This is a genomic window from Bacillus yapensis (assembly GCF_005280205.1).
Lineage (GTDB): Bacteria > Bacillota > Bacilli > Bacillales > Cytobacillaceae > Robertmurraya > Robertmurraya yapensis.
Genome location: NZ_SUND01000012.1, coordinates 1 through 17,414, shown reverse-complemented (window position 1 = coordinate 17,414; position 17,414 = coordinate 1). Strand labels below are relative to the sequence as shown.

Genomic DNA, 17,414 nt, shown 5'->3' with positions numbered 1-17,414 from the left:
AAAACAGCTCGTTACTTAAGCAATTAGAAAATGCCGCTCCAAATAAAGCGGCACTCGCCTTCTATTCCAATATCCCCATCGTTTCAATATGATTCTTTGCCTCTTGATCACCTAACTCATAGATCATTTTATAAACTTCCACAATCGTCTCGTCGTACGCGTCATTTTCACGGTCGTGATGATACTGCACATATGGAACATGAGCGCGAAAAAAGTTACGCCACTCTGTTGAATAGTTTTGGTCGAATAATTCTCTTAATCGAATGATTTCATCATCTGTTGCCTCAATTTTAAAATTCCAAGCCGAGTCTGTACTGCTCTGTGAAATCTCACCTGAACCGACAGTAATATAATACGTCTTTTTCTCTTGGTCCACATTAGAACCCCCTTTTTCACTAGCATGCCTCATTGACCCATTTTTGTTTCGGGAGAAATTCAATTTTTCAGGATTATTTTTTCAAAATGAGGGTATTGTATAAGAAAATGGGGGTGGAATCCGTGAAACTGGTTGATGAAATCTATGAATTTTACCGCGATAAGCTTTCCGGAGATGAAGAAGATATCGATATATTAACCTTCGCATTATTGGAAGAAATGTCGTACGATGATTTGCTCAATCTAATCAAAGAGTTGGATAAGCAAGAGCTTTACAACCTAGTTGGCATTTACTTAATAGAATCATTAAAGGGGAAATTCGCAAGTGAAGATTACGGTCAACAACGCGCTCCTTCTTTACAGCAAAGAAATATTCATTAATACATAAGTCTGTTTTCGTATAGAGCGTTGTTAAAATCCTACTGCCATTGGCCAGCGGCCGATTTTAACGTAGAATTAGCCATTTGAGCCATCGTACCTAGTTTCCCTGTTTTTTTACAAAAAAACTTGCTCTTTTCTCAATGAATTATGATCAATTATCACTGTTAACAAAGACTAATTCATTGATTTTTTTCTCCAATAGCGACAAGGTTTGAGAAAAGCTCCCTACATAACAAAGCTGGCTCAACATTAAGCCAGCTTTTTATATTATGATTACGCGGATTTTCCCAAGAACGCTTTTAACATCCAAACATTCTTTTCAAGCTCAGAATGAATAGCAAGCAACATATCACTTGTCGTCTCGTCTTGCAATTCCTCCGCAATCCCCATGCCGTTCTTAACTTCCTCAATAATGATGGAAAAATCATCAACTAACGTTGCCACCATTTCTGTTGCACTTTCGCGAGTAGAAGCCTCTTTAATCGACGACTTTTCAAGATACTCCTTCATCGTCGCAACCGGTTGTCCACCAATTGCTAAAAGCCTTTCAGCTAATTCATCAATATGTATAGCTGCACTGTTATAATATTCTTCAAATTTTTCATGAAGCGTGAAAAATTCAGTCCCTTTTACATACCAATGAAAATTATGAAGTTTGACATAGAGCACACTCCAATTTGAAATTTGTTTATTTAATACTTCATTTAACTCCATATGAATCAGCCTCCTTGCCCTATTTTGTCCTAGATTTAAAATTCCAATTACTATAAAAAGGGATTTTCATGTTAGAATAACTGTTGTAATCAAATAATAATTTTCTTCATTGATTTGTAACAGAGGAGGAATACTATGTTATTAAGTGTCTTAATTATTTGTATCGTCATCGTGATTGTTGTCTTACTTTTAGCTGTCTTAACGACAAGTAAAGCATATTCTTATAAGCATTCCGTGGATCCAATCGAAAATAATCCTCACGTCGAAAAGGATGAAGAAAAAGATAAATCTAGCGAATGAGCGAGGAAATTGAATGAGTGTAACATCTATCTTAGTTGGTCTTATTTTTATACTAAATATGTTTTTAGCGACTATTGTCATTTTTCTAGAACGAAAAGATGCCGGAGCAACTTGGGCTTGGATCTTAGTCCTCTTCTTTGTTCCTGGGGTAGGCTTCTTAACTTATCTCTTGTTTGGTCAAAGTCTTTCTCGTAAAAAATTGTTCCAATGGGATGAACAGAAAAAGGTCGGAATTGCACAGCAAATATCTGGTCAGCTCTTCGATATTGGGACCGGAAGATTTGCTTATCGCAATGATGTTGAACGAAACCATCAAGATTTAATATATATGCATTTACGAAACAATGACGCTGTTTTAACGCAAGATAATCATGTTGATATTTTTACAGATGGAAATGAAAAATTTAAATCCCTCTTCACAGATATTAGAAACGCCACCGATCATATTCACCTACAATATTACATCTTAAAAAGAGATCAAATTGGCAAAAAGCTTTTAGCTGCGCTAATTGAAAAAGCCAAGGAAGGCGTTAAGGTCCGAGTCCTTTATGATGATCTTGGTTCGAGGCGAATGACGAAACGATTTTTTAAAGAACTACGGCTTGCTGGTGGAGAGGTAGAAGCCTTTTTCCCATCTTGGTTTCCGCTTATGAATCTACGGATGAATTTCAGAAATCATCGTAAGTTAGCGATTATTGATGGAAAAATAGGTTATGTGGGAGGATTCAACGTGGGCGATGAGTACTTAGGAATGAACCCACGGTTTGGCTATTGGCGGGACACCCATCTTCGCATTATTGGGAGTGCGGTACAATCGATACAAACTCGATTTATCTTGGATTGGAACCAAGCATCCCACAGATACAATATCCATTATTCATCATCTCTCTTTCCAATAACCGATTCGGATGGTGATGTAGGAATTCAAGTCGTAACCTCCGGACCAGATTCTGAATGGGAACAAATCAAGAATGGATATATCAAAATGATTACTTCAGCGAAGAAATCGATTTGGATTCAAACGCCATATTTCATTCCCGATACAAGTCTACTCGATGCGCTTCGAATTGCTGCCTTATCAGGGGTGGATGTGCGAATCATGGTTCCGAACAAACCTGACCACATGTTTGTCTATTGGGCCACATATTCCTATATTGGTGAAATGCTCAAAGCAGGAGCAAAGGTCTATATTTATGACAATGGCTTCATCCATGCTAAGACGATTACCGTCGATGATGAAATCTCATCGGTCGGCACAGCAAACATTGATTATCGAAGCTTCCGTTTGAACTTTGAAGTAAATGCATTTATTTATGATAAAAATATTTCCCATCAGCTAACCAAAAGCTTTCTAGATGATATGCAATTATCATGGGAGATGACAGAAGACATTTACCAGAAACGTTCCATCATAATCCGCTTCAAAGAATCTGTATCGAGATTACTGTCCCCTATACTATAATAAAAAGTCGGCGAGGTTTCGCCGACTTTTTTTATGCACAATTTTGTCTGTAATATGCTCTTTCAAAAACAACAATGTTTGAGAAAAGTACTTTTATGCAAATACTTGTTTTAAGTCTTCTTTTGATTGTTGGAGCCAGAAACGCATTAATTTCTTTGCGCCTTCTAAATCATGAAGCTTTGCTTGGCCACATTGTTTTTCATTCGCAGCTGGAATGTCTACAATTTCTACAGCAGTTTTCATTGTATCTTCAAGCAAATCGATGATTTCCTCAACCGTTGGTTCCCCACTAACGACTAAATAGTAGCCTGTTTGACAGCCCATAGGAGAAATATCGATAATATCAAAATGATCATACTTCTCTGCATGCTCACGAATATTAAATGCAAGAAGATGCTCTAATGTATGAATCGAGTCTGGCTTCATCGCTTGTTTATTCGGTTGGCAAAAACGGATATCAAACTTATTAACAACACCGTCTGTACCTACTTTATGAACACCACAATGTCTTACATAAGGTGCTTTTACGGCATTATGATCTAATTCAAAGCTTTCTACTGATGGCATATTCTTCACTCCTCATCTGTAAAGAAACTCTAAAACCGAGTATTCTTATCAATTTAATCTAAAATTCAATTCATAGACTAAATATAGCACAATATGATATCTTTTTGAAGAGTTGTAACTCTTGAGTCATAAAAAGTTCTGAAAGCGAGAAGATTCCTATGTTAAAGAAAATCATGATTGGCTTTATCCGTTTTTATCAAACAGTGATCTCACCAATCAAGCCCCCAACCTGTAGATTTTACCCAACCTGCTCTCATTATGGCATTGAGGCAATAAGCCGTTTTGGACCACTAAAAGGTGGTTGGTTAACGATTAAGCGAATCTTGAAATGCCATCCTTTTCATCCAGGTGGTGTGGATCTCGTTCCAGAAAAAAAGGAGCCAAAGGCTTAATTATATAGGGTGTTTTCGTATAGATTGTTGTTAAAATCTTAATGCCGATTTTAACGTACAAACAACCATTTGGTGCTTCTTAACTAAGTTTACATATTTTTTCTCATTGATTTAAGACTAGTTATCATTGAAAACATAGTCTAATTCATTAATTTTTTGTTCCAAAAGCAACAAAGTTTGAGAAAAAAACCATTACTTTTCATAACCACTGGCAACTAAATCCAGCTTCCCTGTTTCTGGATTAATGACAAGTCCATGTACAGGAATATCCTTAGCAATAAGCGGATGCTTTCGGATCATATCAACACTGTGTCTCACACTGTCTGAGACGTTATGGAACCCTTGGAGCCATTTCGTTACGTCAATCCCTGAATATGTAAGCATCTCTAAAGTTTCTTCGGTGATTCCTCGTTCCTTCATACTATCGATCATGTCTTCAGCTTTCATACCTGACATGCCACAATCATGATGGCCAATAACAAATATTTCATCTGCCTGAAGCTGATAAACCGCTACAAGGATACTTCTCATAATACTTCCAAAAGGATGTGATACAAGAGCCCCTGCATTTTTGATCAGCTTAACATCGCCATTCCCGATATTTAATGCTTTCGGAAGAAGCTCAGTCAACCTTGTATCCATACAAGTTAAAATCACCATTCTCTTGTTAGGAAATTTGTTCGTGGAATATTCTTCATATTTTTTTTCTGCCACAAATTCCTCATTGTATTGCAAAATTTCATCTAATAACATATTGTTTGTCCTCCTAACTTTACGAAATATGTTTTACCCATACTTCACATACTAAAAACATCATACCACAATTTTTTTCTTGCAATTATAACACAGATATTATAAGATACTTAAGTAAATCGTAATCGTTACGGATTAATCACTTATCATAAATCGTAATTATTCTTGTTTATTAAAGGAGAGGAAATCATGAGAAAAATTATAATAACAGTCCTTCTTCTTGTCTCTATCGCATTAACTGGCTGTGATACAGGAAACTCAGCGGACAACCCAAAAGATTCGGACGGTAAACTACATATTTCTACAACTGTTTACCCACTACAATATTTTGCAGAAGAAATCGGAAAAGAATACGTCACAGTAGATACGATTTATCCTCCTGGTTCAGATGAACATACGTATGAGCCATCCCAGAAGGATATGATCAATCTAGCTGATTCAGACTTATTTATTTATGTCGGATTAGGCTTAGAGGGCTTTGTTGAAAATGCCAAAGAAACCCTTGAAAACGAGGATGTCATTCTTTTAGAAGCTGGAAAAGATCTAGATATTGCGACAGATGAGCACGAAGACGAAGAGCACGCAGCTGATGAGCATGAACATGATGAAGAAGAGCACGCTGCTGATGAGCATGAACATGATGAAGAAGCCGAACACTCTCATGATGGACACGACCATGGCGATATCGACCCTCATGTATGGATAGACCCAGTTTATGCAAAGGGCCTAGCTGAAGCAATCAAGAATGAACTAGTTGCTCAACTACCAGAGCATAAAAAAGAACTTGAGAAAAATTATATGGATCTATTTAATAAGCTAGATGACATAAATCGTCAATTTGCAAACCTTGCTCAAAAAGCCAAAGTAAAAGAGATCATCGTTTCTCATGCTGCATATGGCTATTGGGAAAAACGTTATGGGATTGAGCAGCTAAGCATTTCTGGAATGTCTTCATCAGATGAGCCGACTCAGAAAGAATTGAAAGAAATCATCTCAACTGCAAAGGAACATAATCTTAGATATATCTTTTTCGAACAAAATGTAAGCTCCAAATTAGCTGACATTGTTCAGGAAGAAATGGATGCAGAGCCTTTAGTACTCCATAACTTATCTGTTTTAACAGAAGATGATATCCAGAAGGAGCGCACCTATTTCTCTATTATGGAGGATAACCTTAAAGCGTTAGAAACGGGATTGTCTAAATAATTGTACTTACAAAAAAGAAGCCCTAATTGGGCTTCTTTTTCGCGTTCTGGCCTTCAATTGAGGTTTTGCCTGAGGACTCTTGTCCACATGAAATACAGCAGGTTCTAGATTCTAAAAACCCCTTGTTCTGTGACCAACCAAAGCGAACTATTCATTCTCTTTCCCGAAATTCGCTACTTTAAACTACTTCTACATGCAAATGTACTATTGCAATTCCTCATACATTTTTCGTAGTTCTCTTCGTAACAATTTTCGTGACGCATTTCGAGGAATTTCTTCGACAAAATAGAATTTCTTTGGGAGTTTATATTTCGCTAATTTTTTCGTACAAAATTCGATAATATCTTTTTCGCGTAATGGTTCCTTACTTACGATAAAGGCAGCGGGCACCTGGCCCCATTCTTCATCATCCACCCCTATAACTCCTGCGTCTAAAATATCGGAATACGCGGTTAAAATTCCTTCAATCTCAGCTGGATAAATATTCTCTCCACCTGAAATAATCAAATCAGAACGGCGGTCCTGGACATAAAGGAAGCCTTCTTCATCTACATAACCGATATCTCCAGTTTTAAGCCATCCATCGCTCAGTACTTCATCTCGATTAAGATAACCTGGTGTAACATTCGGGCCTTTGACAACAATTTCCCCTGACTCTAGAGCACCCACATCATTTCCTACAGCATCAACAATCTTTAACTGAGACGGAAACAATGGCTTCCCGGCAGAACCAAGTTTCTTAATGCTAAATTCAGGAGATAAGGTGACAATTTGCGAAGACGTTTCTGTCATTCCATATGTTTGATAGACCGGAACATTCTTCTCTACACACTTTTCTAATAAAGGTATTGGAACAGGTCCTCCACCGGATAGCATGCAGCGGAAAGATGCCCCTAAGCTATTCTCTCCCAATTCCTCTATCACTCTCGTTAACATGGTCGTAACAATCGACATAATCGTTACTTTTTCTTCATTTATAACTTTGATTGTCTCTTTAGCATCAAAGTTTTGTTGAAGAATCATGCGCATTCCATAAATAATGCTTTTCATAAGAATAGAGTAGCCACTAATATGAAACATCGGGACAGAGCATAACCAGCAATCTTCTTCTAAAAGTCCCAAATTCAACGCAGAACCAGTTGCACTCCACCAATGATTACCGTACGTTTGTAAGACACCTTTTGGGTTCCCTGTTGTTCCAGACGTATACATCACCGTACAAATATCATCTAAAGCAATTTCTTTCACAAGATGTGGCTCATCAAAAGGAGTATTTTCCATACTTTCCTTCCGTACAATCGAAACCACCTTTTCCAAATCTTCCACCTTTTCCATAAAGCTATCTTCTGTAATTAAAAGCATAGATTTGGAATCATCTATTTGAAAAGCAAGTTCTTCTGAAGTTAAACGATTATTTAAGATAACAGCTATACCACCTAGTAGCTGTAAAGAAAGCAGTACAACCGCAGTATCAATATGATTTCTTAATAATACCGAAACATAAGAACCTTTCTTAACACCTAGACCTTGCAGGTGCCCTGCCATCTGAAAAGAGAGCTCGTAAATCTCTTGAAAGGTATATGTCCGATTTTCAAATTGAATCGCCGAACGATGTGGCGTTAATGAAACACGCTTTAGCAGTGGATTCGGGATCGTTTGATTGTTCATTTTATTCACCAGCTGTTCTTATAAAAGTAAACAGCTTGATGACTTCATCAAGCTGTCGTAAGCATATATGTGTTTAAATCAAGGGAAACGAGGGAATTGTCCAAAGTCCGGCTTACGCTTTTCTTTAAACGCATCTCTTCCTTCTTTCGCTTCATCAGATGTGTAGTAAAGAAGAGTTGCATCTCCAGCGAACTGTTGAAGTCCAGCGAGTCCATCTGTATCAGCATTCATTGCTGCCTTTAAGAAGCGAAGTGCTGTTGGAGACTTTTCAAGGATTTCATTACACCACTGAATCGTTTCCTCTTCCACTTTTTCTAATGGTACAACAGTGTTAACTAATCCCATGTCCAATGCTTCTTGAGCATTATATTGACGACATAAGAACCAAATTTCACGAGCTTTTTTATGACCAACAATTCTCGCTAAATAGCCAGAACCGTAACCAGCATCGAAGCTTCCTACATTTGGACCTGTTTGACCAAACACTGCATTATCTGCCGCAATTGTTAAGTCACATACGATATGTAAGACATGACCTCCACCAATTGCATATCCTTTAACCATAGCGATAACTGGTTTTGGAATGACACGAATTAAGCGTTGAAGATCAAGAACATTTAAGCGTGGAATTTGGTCATCACCTACGTAGCCACCATGACCACGAACCTTTTGGTCTCCTCCAGAACAGAATGCTTTATCTCCAGCACCTGTTAAAACGATTACTCCAACGTTAGAATCGTCACGTGCATTCGCGAACGCATCCATCAATTCCATAACCGTTTTTGGTGTAAAAGCATTATGTACATGTGGACGGTTAATCGTGATTTTTGCAATTCCGTTATATGTTTCATACATAATTTCTTCATACTGACGTCCTGCAACCCATTCTACTGACATTTTAGAACCTCCCTAAGTAATATGCTTGTATTTATCAATTTGACAAATATCTACTTACTATTGTACCAAATTTTTCACTATTCTCCACATGAATTGCATGGCCGCTTCCCTGTACTGTTATCCATTGAGAATTTTCAAGACTTTCTTTCATTCGTTCCGCAATCTGACAAAACTTTCGATCTAAGGAGCCGGTAAGTAGAAGCGTGTCCACCTTAAGGTCCGATAGTTCTTGCCACCATGATGGCTGAGCACCGGTCCCCATCCCGATAAGACTATTCGACAAACCTATGATAGAGTTTGTTAACCTTTGTTCTCTTATACTATTTTGTACTTCCTTTGGAAGTTCCTTCTGACTTTCAAATAAAGGAATGTTCTCCCAATAATCGACAAAGTTCTCCATTCCATTTTCCTCAATGAAGGCGGCAAGCCTGGTGTCTTGTTCGATCCGTTTTTTCCGCTCCTCATCAGAGTGTAATCCGGGAGACGAACTTTCTAATACCAGTTTCCGAACCTTTGTCGGATATTTTGCAGCGAAGGAAAGAGCAAGTCTTCCCCCCATCGAATATCCGACAATATCAGCCTTTGCGATCTTTAATTTCTCCATTAAAAGAAACAAATCATCTACAACAGACAGCATTTTATATCTTTCAACATCATCTGGAGCTTCCGTCTTTCCATGACCTATTAAGTCCACAGCGATCACTTTCGAGTGTTCTCCCCATGTTTCGAAAAAAGGCCTCCATGTCGACACATCTCCTGTAAATCCATGTAGCAAAATTACGGGAAACCCGTCACCAAATGTTTCGACGTTATAGCGAATGCCGTCTATTACATGTCTCATGATCTGTCACCCTTTCAAAAGTCGACTTATTTCCTGGGAAACAAAATTCCACAAATCTCGATGTTCTTTTAAATTCGTGTCACGATTTGTCGTAATCTCCATAACTGATAAGCCATCATTCTCCAAATTTTGCACAAAAGAGGAAGTAAAGTGGTTCCAATCTGTGATCAAGTCATAAGTACCATTATACATATGAATGGCATGCTCAAATTTCAAATCAAGCGGGGTACCAAAGAGCTTTTCAAAATTTTTCGGATGATTAGACTGTGGTAGGAAGGAGAAAATGCCACCACCATTATTATTAATCACGATAATTTTGATGTTTAAGTTATACAGCTTTGCCGCCATCAACCCATTGAGATCATGGAAAAAGGTTAAATCTCCGACAACTAGGTAAAGAGGTTGAAGAACGGTTGAAGCTCCTAAAGCTGTTGAAATCGTTCCGTCTATACCATTAGCACCACGATTTGCCATAATTTTTATCGACTTTTCATTAAAATGAAAGAAAGAATCTACGTCACGGATGGGCATACTATTTCCAACAAATAATGTTGCACCTTCTGGGAGCATGTCTGAAAGGAGATGAAAAAGTCTTCCTTCACTCAGCTCAGACGTTTCTCTGATTTTCATTAAGTTTTCTTTCGTAAAGGCATTAACTTCTCGCCATTTATTTAGATAATCACTAACAGGACGCACGCCAACATGGGACGAAATCGCATCACAAAAGCTCTTTTCATTACAATAAATCATGGAGGTAGAAAGCAAAGATGGGTCTCTCCAACCAGCACCACCATCAATGATCCATTGTTCAGCATCCTGATTTTCTTTCATAAAGATTGTCAGGGCTTTGGAAATCGGCATCGCACCGAAACGAATGATAACCTCTGGTTTTAAGGCCTTCTTTGCATCTTCATTTCTTAAGAACGTATCATATGTATCAATTATATTCGTACCATCATGCTTGCCACTTCGTAATTGTGATAATGGATCAGCGATAATCGGAAACTGTAAATGATTTGATAGCGCTACGACTGCATCAGCAAAGCCGTCTTCCTCTAAAGAACCACAAACAATGATCCCATTTTGATGTCTCTTTAATTGTTCCCCTATTTTTTCAATTTGAGTAGTATGTAAAGTAGGAACGCCTTGCTCAATCGCAACATAGCCAGCCTCACGGGACTTCAGTGTAAAAAGATCCTCTTTTTCCAGATTCGGAACTAATGGTTCCCTGAACGGAAAATTCAAATGGACAGGTCCCGCAGGAGCTGCTTGAGCAGTTGCAGCTGCCCTTGCACATACACTGCGAACATAGCGTTCCATTTCATCAGACTTCTCTGGAATTGGCATTTCCACAAACCATTTCGCATGTTTTCCATATAAATGAATTTGGTCAATCGCTTGAGGTGCCCCTACGTCTCGTAATTCATGTGGCCTGTCCGCAGTTAAGACTATTAGAGGAACTCGTGAATAATAAGCCTCAACAACCGCTGGATAGTAATTGGCTGCCGCTGTTCCTGATGTACATAGAAGGGCAACCGGGTGGCCAGATGCCTTTGCCATACCTAATGCAAAAAAAGCGGCTGAGCGCTCATCTACGTTAATATGAACGTTAAGGTCAGGATGCTCAGCCATTACCATCGCCATTGGGGTTGATCTAGAACCGGGACTAACGACTACATCAGTAATTCCTGTTTGTACTAACTCAGCAACAAATGCTGCAATATAAGAAGTTAATGCTTCTTGATGATTCATCTCTTCAAACCTCCAAGAGCAGAAAGCATAGGACGAAACTTGATTTTTGTTTCTACGTATTCACTTTCCGCATCCGAATCCTGAACAATACCACACCCTGCAAAAAGGGATGCTTCATTTCCTTGTATAAGAGCAGAACGAATTGCTACAGCGAACTCTCCATTCCCCTCATAATCCAACCAGCCCACTGGTGCAGCGTAATAACCACGATCGAGATTTTCGATTTCTCTTATTTTTTCCACAGCCTGTCTTTGGGGAAGACCTCCAAGCGCTGGTGTTGGATGTAAAAAGTCAACTACCTGAAGAACTGAACTCTCATCCTTTGAGAACCCAACAACCGGTGTATATAAATGTTGAATATCTCTCATTTTCATTAATGACGGTCGACTAGGAAGCTTGACCGCATCACAAACTTTCTCCATTGCTTCCTTAATCATTTCAACTACATATAAATGCTCTTTTAAATTTTTCGCGTCATTTAAAAGTTGATCGCCTAATTGTTTATCTTCCTTCTCCGTTTTTCCTCTCGCTATTGAACCGGCTAAGCAAGTAGAAAAAAGCTGATTTCCATCTTTTTTGACAAGTCTCTCTGGAGAAGCACCTACAAAACAATCTCCATTTGATTCAAAAGCAAAAGTAAAGCTTTCTTTCTGCTCCTGAAGCAATTGCTCAAGAACGCTTTCTACTAGTACTGCATCCTGAAAAATTAGACGAAGCTCTCGAGCCAAAACAGCCTTCTTTAACTCGCCATTTTTTAAATCACGAACAAGGTCACGAACGGTTTGTTTCCATTCTTCTGGATCGACCACTTCTTGTTCCTCGACAAGCATCGAAGCATGGGATTTAATAGCCTTTGAAGCCTTTGAAACAAGTGCTTGCCTTTCAACGATTGTCTGTTCGAAAATGGAGGAATCATCATACTGTGTACAAACAATGTTTGTTGTCAAAAACGTTTTTCCTTCCACAATTGACAGTAGGTACTTAGGTACATGAAATAGCGAATCAGCATATTTTGACCATAAAGACGTTTTCTTTTTTAACGGATCAAAGGAAAAGCCCCCAAACATGATAGGACCTGTAGCTTTTTGCTCTTCATCTTTTATAATGATTGCTTCTTTCAATAACTGATTCCATTGGTCTTCCACTTGATTGAAACGGTTATCCACTTCCCCAGATTGAATCTGATGGCATACTCCTATGCCAACAAGAAACATTGTGTCCGTTGGATCCTTCCAAAAAAAACGTTCACCTAAATAATTCTCTTTTCCCACTGCAAAAAAAGATAGAGGCTCTATATGATCTATTTTTTGAACTTCACTGACTAAAACGGGCATCAAGCTCTTTTTCGATTTCTCTATCGCTTCTTTGATCCCTTTTTTCAGCTCTGTTTCCATGATGGTAACCAAAAAATCCCCTCCATTAAAAAGGCCCTTATCATTCACAAGTTGAGATAGTGCCAAATGACTAACATCTATTTAAAGAAGTCTATAGAAACAATTCTCATACATAAAAATAATAACAGTCTTTACCCTTAATATCTAGTTTACAAACTTCTTCTAAAATACACCTCAATGGATTGAAATGTCAATGACTCCAGTCACAGTAACACTAGTATTTTCCTTATTATATTATCGATGACATTTAGCTATTCAAGATGCATTCCCCATAGATGGTAATTCTGTCCTGTAATAACTGTAAAAAGACATTGACACCCTTTCTTTGTTTGCCTAAACTGGTATTTGGAGTTATCCACGATGTTATGATATATCTTATTACTATAGAGATATTTATTGTTTATGGAGGGGGAGAAATATATGCAACCAGAGACAAGTTCAAGTTATTCACCTCTAGCTCAAAATAAAGGCTGGAAAGTATGGTGGAAACTTACTCGACCGCATACATTAACTGCTGCGTTTGTTCCAGTATTGCTTGGAACGGCATTAGCGATACACGAAACAACTATCCATTTCGGATTGTTTTTTGCAATGCTATTAGCTAGCTTACTGATTCAAGCTGCTACAAACATGTTCAATGAGTACTACGATTATAAACGAGGCTTAGACAACGAAGAATCCGTTGGAATAGGCGGGACAATTGTACGAGACGGTGTTAAACCACGTACAATAATGCAGAGTGCACTTGGCCTCTACGGTATTTCCATTTTGATTGGTGTCTATATTTGCATGCAATCATCTTGGTGGCTAGCCGCGATCGGATTATTCTGTATGATTATCGGCTATCTTTACACCGGTGGTCCACTTCCAATTGCATATACACCATTTGGAGAAATCTTTGCAGGCTTCTTTATGGGTATGGGAATCATTTTGATTAGTTTTTATATTCAAGTTGGTACCGTAACAACTACAAGTGTATTGGTCTCTGTTCCGATTTTTATCCTTGTCGGTGCAATCCTCTTATCTAATAATATTCGTGATTTAGATGGGGATAAAGAATTCGGACGCAAAACGCTTGCTATTCTCTTAGGTAGAAAAAATGCTATCTATTTATTAGCTGGAATGTTCATCGTTTCATATGCTTGGATTTTCAGTTTAATGTTACTTGGTTATTCTTCAGCATGGTTAGCAATTGTCGTCCTAAGTATTCCAAAAGCTATTAAGGCAACGAAAGGCTTTGTCGGAAAAACCGTGCCAATTCAAATGATGCCAGCAATGAAAGCAACGGCTCAAACAAATACCATCTTCGGTTTCTTATTATCGATTGGTTTGTTCTTGGATTATTTTATTAAGTAATGAAAAGAGGTGGATCCCAAATTGGATCCACCTCTTTTTGTTACTGTCATAAACTTATATGTCTGTAGAAGGATACAATTCCCTTAAATATTTTACCGATTGAATAATTAATTCTTTTAAAACATCCACATCAATATCTGCTACTTTGTTGATGTACACACAAGCTTTGCCTGTTGTATACTTTCCAAATCTCTCAAGCAGCTCTTCTCTTTGTGTATCACCTGGTGCAAAGTATAAACTAATCTTCGCCTTGCGAGGAGAAAAACCAACTAATGGAGCGTCGCCCTCATGACCTGAAGCATATTTATAATGATATGTTCCAAAACCTATAATAGTTGGTCCCCACATTTTCGCCTCATAGCCAGTTACTTCCGTAAAAATATCCAATAAGCGATAAGCATCTTCTTTCTTTTTTAGGTTTTCAACATTCTCGATAAATTCCAAAACACTATTATCAGTTTCTTTTGTTTTTAATTCATACATACTCTTCGCCCCTTATGTACGTACTGATTTCCTCACCATTCTATACGAAATCATCTGAATTTATAAGTTCCTATCATTAGTTCTATATCTATCTTAAAGTTTCCTTCTTAATTTTAGACAATAAAAAAAACTGCTGACTTATTGTCAACAGCTTTTTTTATGACCCCTACGGGATTCGAACCCGTGTTACCGCCGTGAAAGGGCGGTGTCTTAACCGCTTGACCAAGGGGCCTACATGGCGGAGAAGGAGGGATTTGAACCCTCGCGCCGGTTACCCGACCTACACCCTTAGCAGGGGCGCCTCTTCAGCCTCTTGAGTACTTCCCCATGTATGGCTCCGCGGGTAGGACTCGAACCTACGACCGATCGGTTAACAGCCGATTGCTCTACCACTGAGCTACCGCGGAATAATAAAAACAAAATATGGTGGGCCTAAATGGACTCGAACCATCGACCTCACGCTTATCAGGCGTGCGCTCTAACCAGCTGAGCTATAGGCCCATATTTTGGAGCGGGTGATGGGAATCGAACCCACGACAACAGCTTGGAAGGCTGTGGTTTTACCATTAAACTACACCCGCATACAGCTATTTTACTTCGCTTCGCTTGTAAAAGATAAGTTGAAACCTATTTTACTTTGCTTTGCTCGTAAAAAGCTTGGATGGCTCAGGACGGAATCGAACCGCCGACACAAGGATTTTCAGTCCTTTGCTCTACCGACTGAGCTACTGAGCCATATAAATTTTTTTCCTAAACATACATACTGCTTGTCCTTCATCCTCATCTCAGAAAGCTTATTCAAGATGCATTTCGATGAGTATGCTGGATGCATTTTCACAGTAGCTGATTCATCGTGCTCTACCGACTGAGCTACTGAGCCATATATGTATTAAAAGAAAATGGCGGTCCGGACGGGACTCGAACCCGCGACCTCCTGCGTGACAGGCAGGCATTCTAACCAACTGAACTACCGGACCAAAGTTTTTTCGACGTAAGAAGAAAATAACTTACCTCTGTTTTTTCGACTTAAAGAAAAATCGATTGCGGGGACAGGATTTGAACCTGCGACCTTCGGGTTATGAGCCCGACGAGCTACCAGACTGCTCCACCCCGCGATAATATTATTTAAAAAATGGAGGAGGAAAGGGGATTCGAACCCCTGCGCGGTTTGACCCGCCTGTCGGTTTTCAAGACCGATCCCTTCAGCCGGACTTGGGTATTCCTCCGTATTAAAAATCATGGTGGACCTTGTAGGACTCGAACCTACGACCGGACGGTTATGAGCCGTCTGCTCTAACCAGCTGAGCTAAAGGTCCAGGTACCTAAACCTATAATAAAAATGGTAGCGGCGGAGGGAGTCGAACCCACGACCTTTCGGGTATGAACCGAATGCTCTAGCCAGCTGAGCTACACCGCCAAATATGTTTAAGATATTAAAAAATAAGTGGAGCCTAGCGGGATCGAACCGCTGACCTCCTGCGTGCAAGGCAGGCGCTCTCCCAGCTGAGCTAAGGCCCCATATTGTGAACTACTGAGAAAATGGTCGGGAAGACAGGATTCGAACCTGCGACCCCTTGGTCCCAAACCAAGTGCTCTACCAAGCTGAGCTACTTCCCGAAATAATATGGCGCGCCCGAGAGGAGTCGAACCCCTAACCTTTTGATCCGTAGTCAAACGCTCTATCCAATTGAGCTACGGGCGCATGATTTATAATTTTGGTAATGCAAATTAAAATTAAGGAAGTTTATTTTCGCTAGCGCGAAAAAAACTTGGTGCCGAGGACCGGAATCGAACCGGTACGGTAGTCACCTACCGCAGGATTTTAAGTCCTGTGCGTCTGCCAGTTCCGCCACCCCGGCTAACTGTTGGAGCGGAAGACGGGATTCGAACCCGCGACCCCCACCTTGGCAAGGTGGTGTTCTACCACTGAACTACTTCCGCAACATGGCATAAAAAAACTTGGTGCGGGTGAAGGGAGTCGAACCCCCACGCCTTGCGGCGCTAGATCCTAAGTCTAGTGCGTCTGCCAATTCCGCCACACCCGCATATAAGTTTTATAAAAAAATGGTGAGCCATGAAGGACTCGAACCTTCGACCCTCTGATTAAAAGTCAGATGCTCTACCGACTGAGCTAATGGCTCGTACAAGGATTTTTTTTCGTGATTACGAAAAAAATCTGGTGCCGGCCAGAGGACTTGAACCCCCAACCTACTGATTACAAGTCAGTTGCTCTACCAATTGAGCTAGGCCGGCAAATAAGGAGAAATATTTTCGCTAGCGCGAAATTAAGGAAAGCTATTTTACCTCACTACGTTCGGTAAAAAGCATTGGTGGAGGATGACGGGATCGAACCGCCGACCCCCTGCTTGTAAGGCAGGTGCTCTCCCAGCTGAGCTAATCCTCCATATTTAAAATTTATCTTAAAGCCCGGCAACGTCCTACTCTCACAAGGGGACAGCCCCTAACTACCATTGGCGCTGAGAAGCTTAACTTCCGTGTTCGGTATGGGAACGGGTGTGACCTTCTCGCTATCGTCACCGGACCTATTAAATTATCAAGACAAATTCTATTATAACGGTTTATTGTATTTTTTCAAGAGAGATTTTGAAGATATTTTTACAATCGTAAAAATATAATAGAAACCTATTTCTCTTACGCAAAATACTAAGGACAGTTATTTTCACTGTCGTGAAAAAGCTTTATTCCTTCAAAACTAGATAATGCTGAAGAAGAAGAATTACGTTGTAATCTATTTGGTTAAGTCCTCGAACGATTAGTATCAGTCAGCTCCACACGTCACCGCGCTTCCACCTCTGACCTATCAACCTGATCATCTTTCAGGGTTCTTACTAGCTTACGCTATGGGAAATCTC

Annotated in this window: 16 protein-coding genes, 20 tRNA genes and 2 rRNA genes; 6 read left to right on the top strand and 32 right to left on the bottom strand. The window is 39.5% G+C overall.

The window, feature by feature from the left end:
• Positions 1 to 61: 61 nt before the first annotated feature.
• The gene (locus FAR12_RS14580; RefSeq protein ID WP_126409471.1) at positions 62 to 376 is read right to left on the bottom strand and encodes a hydrolase; all 315 of its coding nucleotides are present in this window, start codon (positions 374 to 376) and stop codon (positions 62 to 64) included.
• 122 nt (positions 377 to 498) lie between these two features.
• On the opposite strand from FAR12_RS14580, the gene FAR12_RS14575 reads away from it, so the two are divergent.
• Positions 499 to 756 (top strand): DUF6154 family protein, encoded by a 258-nt coding sequence (locus tag FAR12_RS14575; protein ID WP_126409469.1) that lies wholly within the window; start codon positions 499 to 501, stop codon positions 754 to 756.
• Between the two features lie 273 nt (positions 757 to 1,029).
• Here the strand turns inward: FAR12_RS14575 and FAR12_RS14570 are convergent, their stop codons facing one another.
• On the bottom strand, positions 1,030 to 1,470 hold the full coding sequence (locus tag FAR12_RS14570; protein ID WP_126409467.1) for a Dps family protein: 441 nt from the start codon (positions 1,468 to 1,470) through the stop codon (positions 1,030 to 1,032).
• Positions 1,471 to 1,605: 135 nt separating this feature from the next.
• Here FAR12_RS14570 and ytzI point away from each other — a divergent pair, with 135 nt between their 5' ends.
• Both ytzI and cls read left to right on the top strand, forming a co-directional pair.
• Positions 1,606 to 1,770 carry a YtzI protein gene (gene ytzI / locus FAR12_RS14565; protein WP_126409465.1) on the top strand — a complete coding sequence of 55 codons (165 nt, stop codon included), beginning with the start codon at positions 1,606 to 1,608 and terminating at the stop codon, positions 1,768 to 1,770.
• Positions 1,771 to 1,783: 13 nt separating this feature from the next.
• Positions 1,784 to 3,232: a cardiolipin synthase gene (gene cls, locus FAR12_RS14560; protein WP_126409463.1), complete on the top strand. Its 1,449-nt coding sequence runs from the start codon at positions 1,784 to 1,786 to the stop codon at positions 3,230 to 3,232.
• Between the two features lie 93 nt (positions 3,233 to 3,325).
• Here cls and FAR12_RS14555 read toward each other — a convergent pair whose 3' ends face one another.
• Complete coding sequence (locus FAR12_RS14555) at positions 3,326 to 3,799, bottom strand: S-ribosylhomocysteine lyase (RefSeq protein WP_126409461.1); 474 nt, start codon at positions 3,797 to 3,799, stop codon at positions 3,326 to 3,328.
• 158 nt (positions 3,800 to 3,957) lie between these two features.
• Between FAR12_RS14555 and yidD the strand changes: the two genes are divergently transcribed.
• A complete protein-coding gene (yidD, locus tag FAR12_RS14550) occupies positions 3,958 to 4,191 on the top strand; it encodes a membrane protein insertion efficiency factor YidD (protein ID WP_126409459.1) in 234 nt (77 codons plus the stop codon).
• A 192-nt stretch (positions 4,192 to 4,383) separates the two neighbouring features.
• Here the strand turns inward: yidD and FAR12_RS14545 are convergent, their stop codons facing one another.
• Positions 4,384 to 4,944, bottom strand: a complete 561-nt coding sequence (locus tag FAR12_RS14545) for a beta-class carbonic anhydrase (protein WP_126409457.1) — start codon at positions 4,942 to 4,944, stop codon at positions 4,384 to 4,386.
• Positions 4,945 to 5,133: 189 nt separating this feature from the next.
• On the opposite strand from FAR12_RS14545, the gene FAR12_RS14540 reads away from it, so the two are divergent.
• A complete protein-coding gene (locus tag FAR12_RS14540; RefSeq protein WP_170972215.1) occupies positions 5,134 to 6,150 on the top strand; it encodes a metal ABC transporter solute-binding protein, Zn/Mn family in 1,017 nt (338 codons plus the stop codon).
• A gap of 204 nt (positions 6,151 to 6,354) precedes the next feature.
• Here the strand turns inward: FAR12_RS14540 and FAR12_RS14535 are convergent, their stop codons facing one another.
• The 5 genes from FAR12_RS14535 to FAR12_RS14515 all read right to left on the bottom strand — a co-directional run bounded on the left by FAR12_RS14535 (position 6,355) and on the right by FAR12_RS14515 (position 12,714).
• Positions 6,355 to 7,818 (bottom strand): o-succinylbenzoate--CoA ligase, encoded by a 1,464-nt coding sequence (locus FAR12_RS14535; protein WP_126409455.1) that lies wholly within the window; start codon positions 7,816 to 7,818, stop codon positions 6,355 to 6,357.
• 78 nt (positions 7,819 to 7,896) lie between these two features.
• Positions 7,897 to 8,715, bottom strand: coding sequence for a 1,4-dihydroxy-2-naphthoyl-CoA synthase (gene menB / locus FAR12_RS14530; RefSeq protein WP_126409453.1), 819 nt, complete (start codon positions 8,713 to 8,715; stop codon positions 7,897 to 7,899).
• A gap of 34 nt (positions 8,716 to 8,749) precedes the next feature.
• Positions 8,750 to 9,556, bottom strand: a complete 807-nt coding sequence (gene menH / locus FAR12_RS14525) for a 2-succinyl-6-hydroxy-2,4-cyclohexadiene-1-carboxylate synthase (protein WP_126409451.1) — start codon at positions 9,554 to 9,556, stop codon at positions 8,750 to 8,752.
• Between the two features lie 6 nt (positions 9,557 to 9,562).
• Positions 9,563 to 11,308 carry a 2-succinyl-5-enolpyruvyl-6-hydroxy-3-cyclohexene-1-carboxylic-acid synthase gene (menD, locus tag FAR12_RS14520; protein WP_126409449.1) on the bottom strand — a complete coding sequence of 582 codons (1,746 nt, stop codon included), beginning with the start codon at positions 11,306 to 11,308 and terminating at the stop codon, positions 9,563 to 9,565.
• Positions 11,305 to 12,714 (bottom strand): isochorismate synthase, encoded by a 1,410-nt coding sequence (locus FAR12_RS14515; RefSeq protein ID WP_246010402.1) that lies wholly within the window; start codon positions 12,712 to 12,714, stop codon positions 11,305 to 11,307. Before FAR12_RS14515 ends, menD begins: the two co-directional genes overlap by 4 nt.
• 408 nt (positions 12,715 to 13,122) lie before the next feature.
• Here FAR12_RS14515 and FAR12_RS14510 point away from each other — a divergent pair, with 408 nt between their 5' ends.
• On the top strand, positions 13,123 to 14,058 hold the full coding sequence (locus tag FAR12_RS14510) for a 1,4-dihydroxy-2-naphthoate polyprenyltransferase (protein ID WP_126409447.1): 936 nt from the start codon (positions 13,123 to 13,125) through the stop codon (positions 14,056 to 14,058).
• A gap of 54 nt (positions 14,059 to 14,112) precedes the next feature.
• Here FAR12_RS14510 and FAR12_RS14505 read toward each other — a convergent pair whose 3' ends face one another.
• The 23 genes from FAR12_RS14505 to FAR12_RS14395 all read right to left on the bottom strand — a co-directional run.
• Positions 14,113 to 14,541 (bottom strand): DUF1801 domain-containing protein, encoded by a 429-nt coding sequence (locus FAR12_RS14505; protein ID WP_126409445.1) that lies wholly within the window; start codon positions 14,539 to 14,541, stop codon positions 14,113 to 14,115.
• A 160-nt stretch (positions 14,542 to 14,701) separates the two neighbouring features.
• Positions 14,702 to 14,773: transfer RNA gene (locus tag FAR12_RS14500), tRNA-Glu, on the bottom strand.
• Positions 14,774 to 14,777: 4 nt separating this feature from the next.
• A tRNA-Ser gene (locus tag FAR12_RS14495) sits at positions 14,778 to 14,868 on the bottom strand.
• 5 nt (positions 14,869 to 14,873) lie between these two features.
• Positions 14,874 to 14,948: transfer RNA gene (locus tag FAR12_RS14490), tRNA-Asn, on the bottom strand.
• Between the two features lie 17 nt (positions 14,949 to 14,965).
• Positions 14,966 to 15,042: transfer RNA gene (locus FAR12_RS14485), tRNA-Ile, on the bottom strand.
• Positions 15,043 to 15,048: 6 nt separating this feature from the next.
• Positions 15,049 to 15,122 (bottom strand) — tRNA-Gly (locus tag FAR12_RS14480).
• 81 nt (positions 15,123 to 15,203) lie between these two features.
• Positions 15,204 to 15,276, bottom strand: a tRNA-Phe gene (locus tag FAR12_RS14475).
• 165 nt (positions 15,277 to 15,441) lie between these two features.
• Positions 15,442 to 15,518: transfer RNA gene (locus tag FAR12_RS14470), tRNA-Asp, on the bottom strand.
• Between the two features lie 64 nt (positions 15,519 to 15,582).
• Positions 15,583 to 15,656, bottom strand: a tRNA-Met gene (locus tag FAR12_RS14465).
• Between the two features lie 18 nt (positions 15,657 to 15,674).
• Positions 15,675 to 15,767 (bottom strand) — tRNA-Ser (locus FAR12_RS14460).
• Between the two features lie 13 nt (positions 15,768 to 15,780).
• A tRNA-Ile gene (locus FAR12_RS14455) sits at positions 15,781 to 15,857 on the bottom strand.
• Between the two features lie 24 nt (positions 15,858 to 15,881).
• Positions 15,882 to 15,958 (bottom strand) — tRNA-Met (locus tag FAR12_RS14450).
• Between the two features lie 28 nt (positions 15,959 to 15,986).
• Positions 15,987 to 16,059, bottom strand: a tRNA-Ala gene (locus FAR12_RS14445).
• 22 nt (positions 16,060 to 16,081) lie between these two features.
• Positions 16,082 to 16,158 (bottom strand) — tRNA-Pro (locus FAR12_RS14440).
• A gap of 8 nt (positions 16,159 to 16,166) precedes the next feature.
• A tRNA-Arg gene (locus tag FAR12_RS14435) sits at positions 16,167 to 16,243 on the bottom strand.
• Positions 16,244 to 16,311: 68 nt separating this feature from the next.
• Positions 16,312 to 16,400 (bottom strand) — tRNA-Leu (locus FAR12_RS14430).
• Positions 16,401 to 16,407: 7 nt separating this feature from the next.
• Positions 16,408 to 16,482: transfer RNA gene (locus tag FAR12_RS14425), tRNA-Gly, on the bottom strand.
• Between the two features lie 19 nt (positions 16,483 to 16,501).
• Positions 16,502 to 16,586: transfer RNA gene (locus FAR12_RS14420), tRNA-Leu, on the bottom strand.
• 20 nt (positions 16,587 to 16,606) lie between these two features.
• Positions 16,607 to 16,682 (bottom strand) — tRNA-Lys (locus tag FAR12_RS14415).
• 36 nt (positions 16,683 to 16,718) lie between these two features.
• Positions 16,719 to 16,794, bottom strand: a tRNA-Thr gene (locus FAR12_RS14410).
• 75 nt (positions 16,795 to 16,869) lie between these two features.
• A tRNA-Val gene (locus FAR12_RS14405) sits at positions 16,870 to 16,945 on the bottom strand.
• A gap of 21 nt (positions 16,946 to 16,966) precedes the next feature.
• Positions 16,967 to 17,083, bottom strand: a 5S ribosomal RNA gene (gene rrf, locus FAR12_RS14400).
• A gap of 211 nt (positions 17,084 to 17,294) precedes the next feature.
• Positions 17,295 to 17,414: ribosomal RNA gene (locus FAR12_RS14395) — 23S ribosomal RNA — on the bottom strand; the annotation flags it as partial.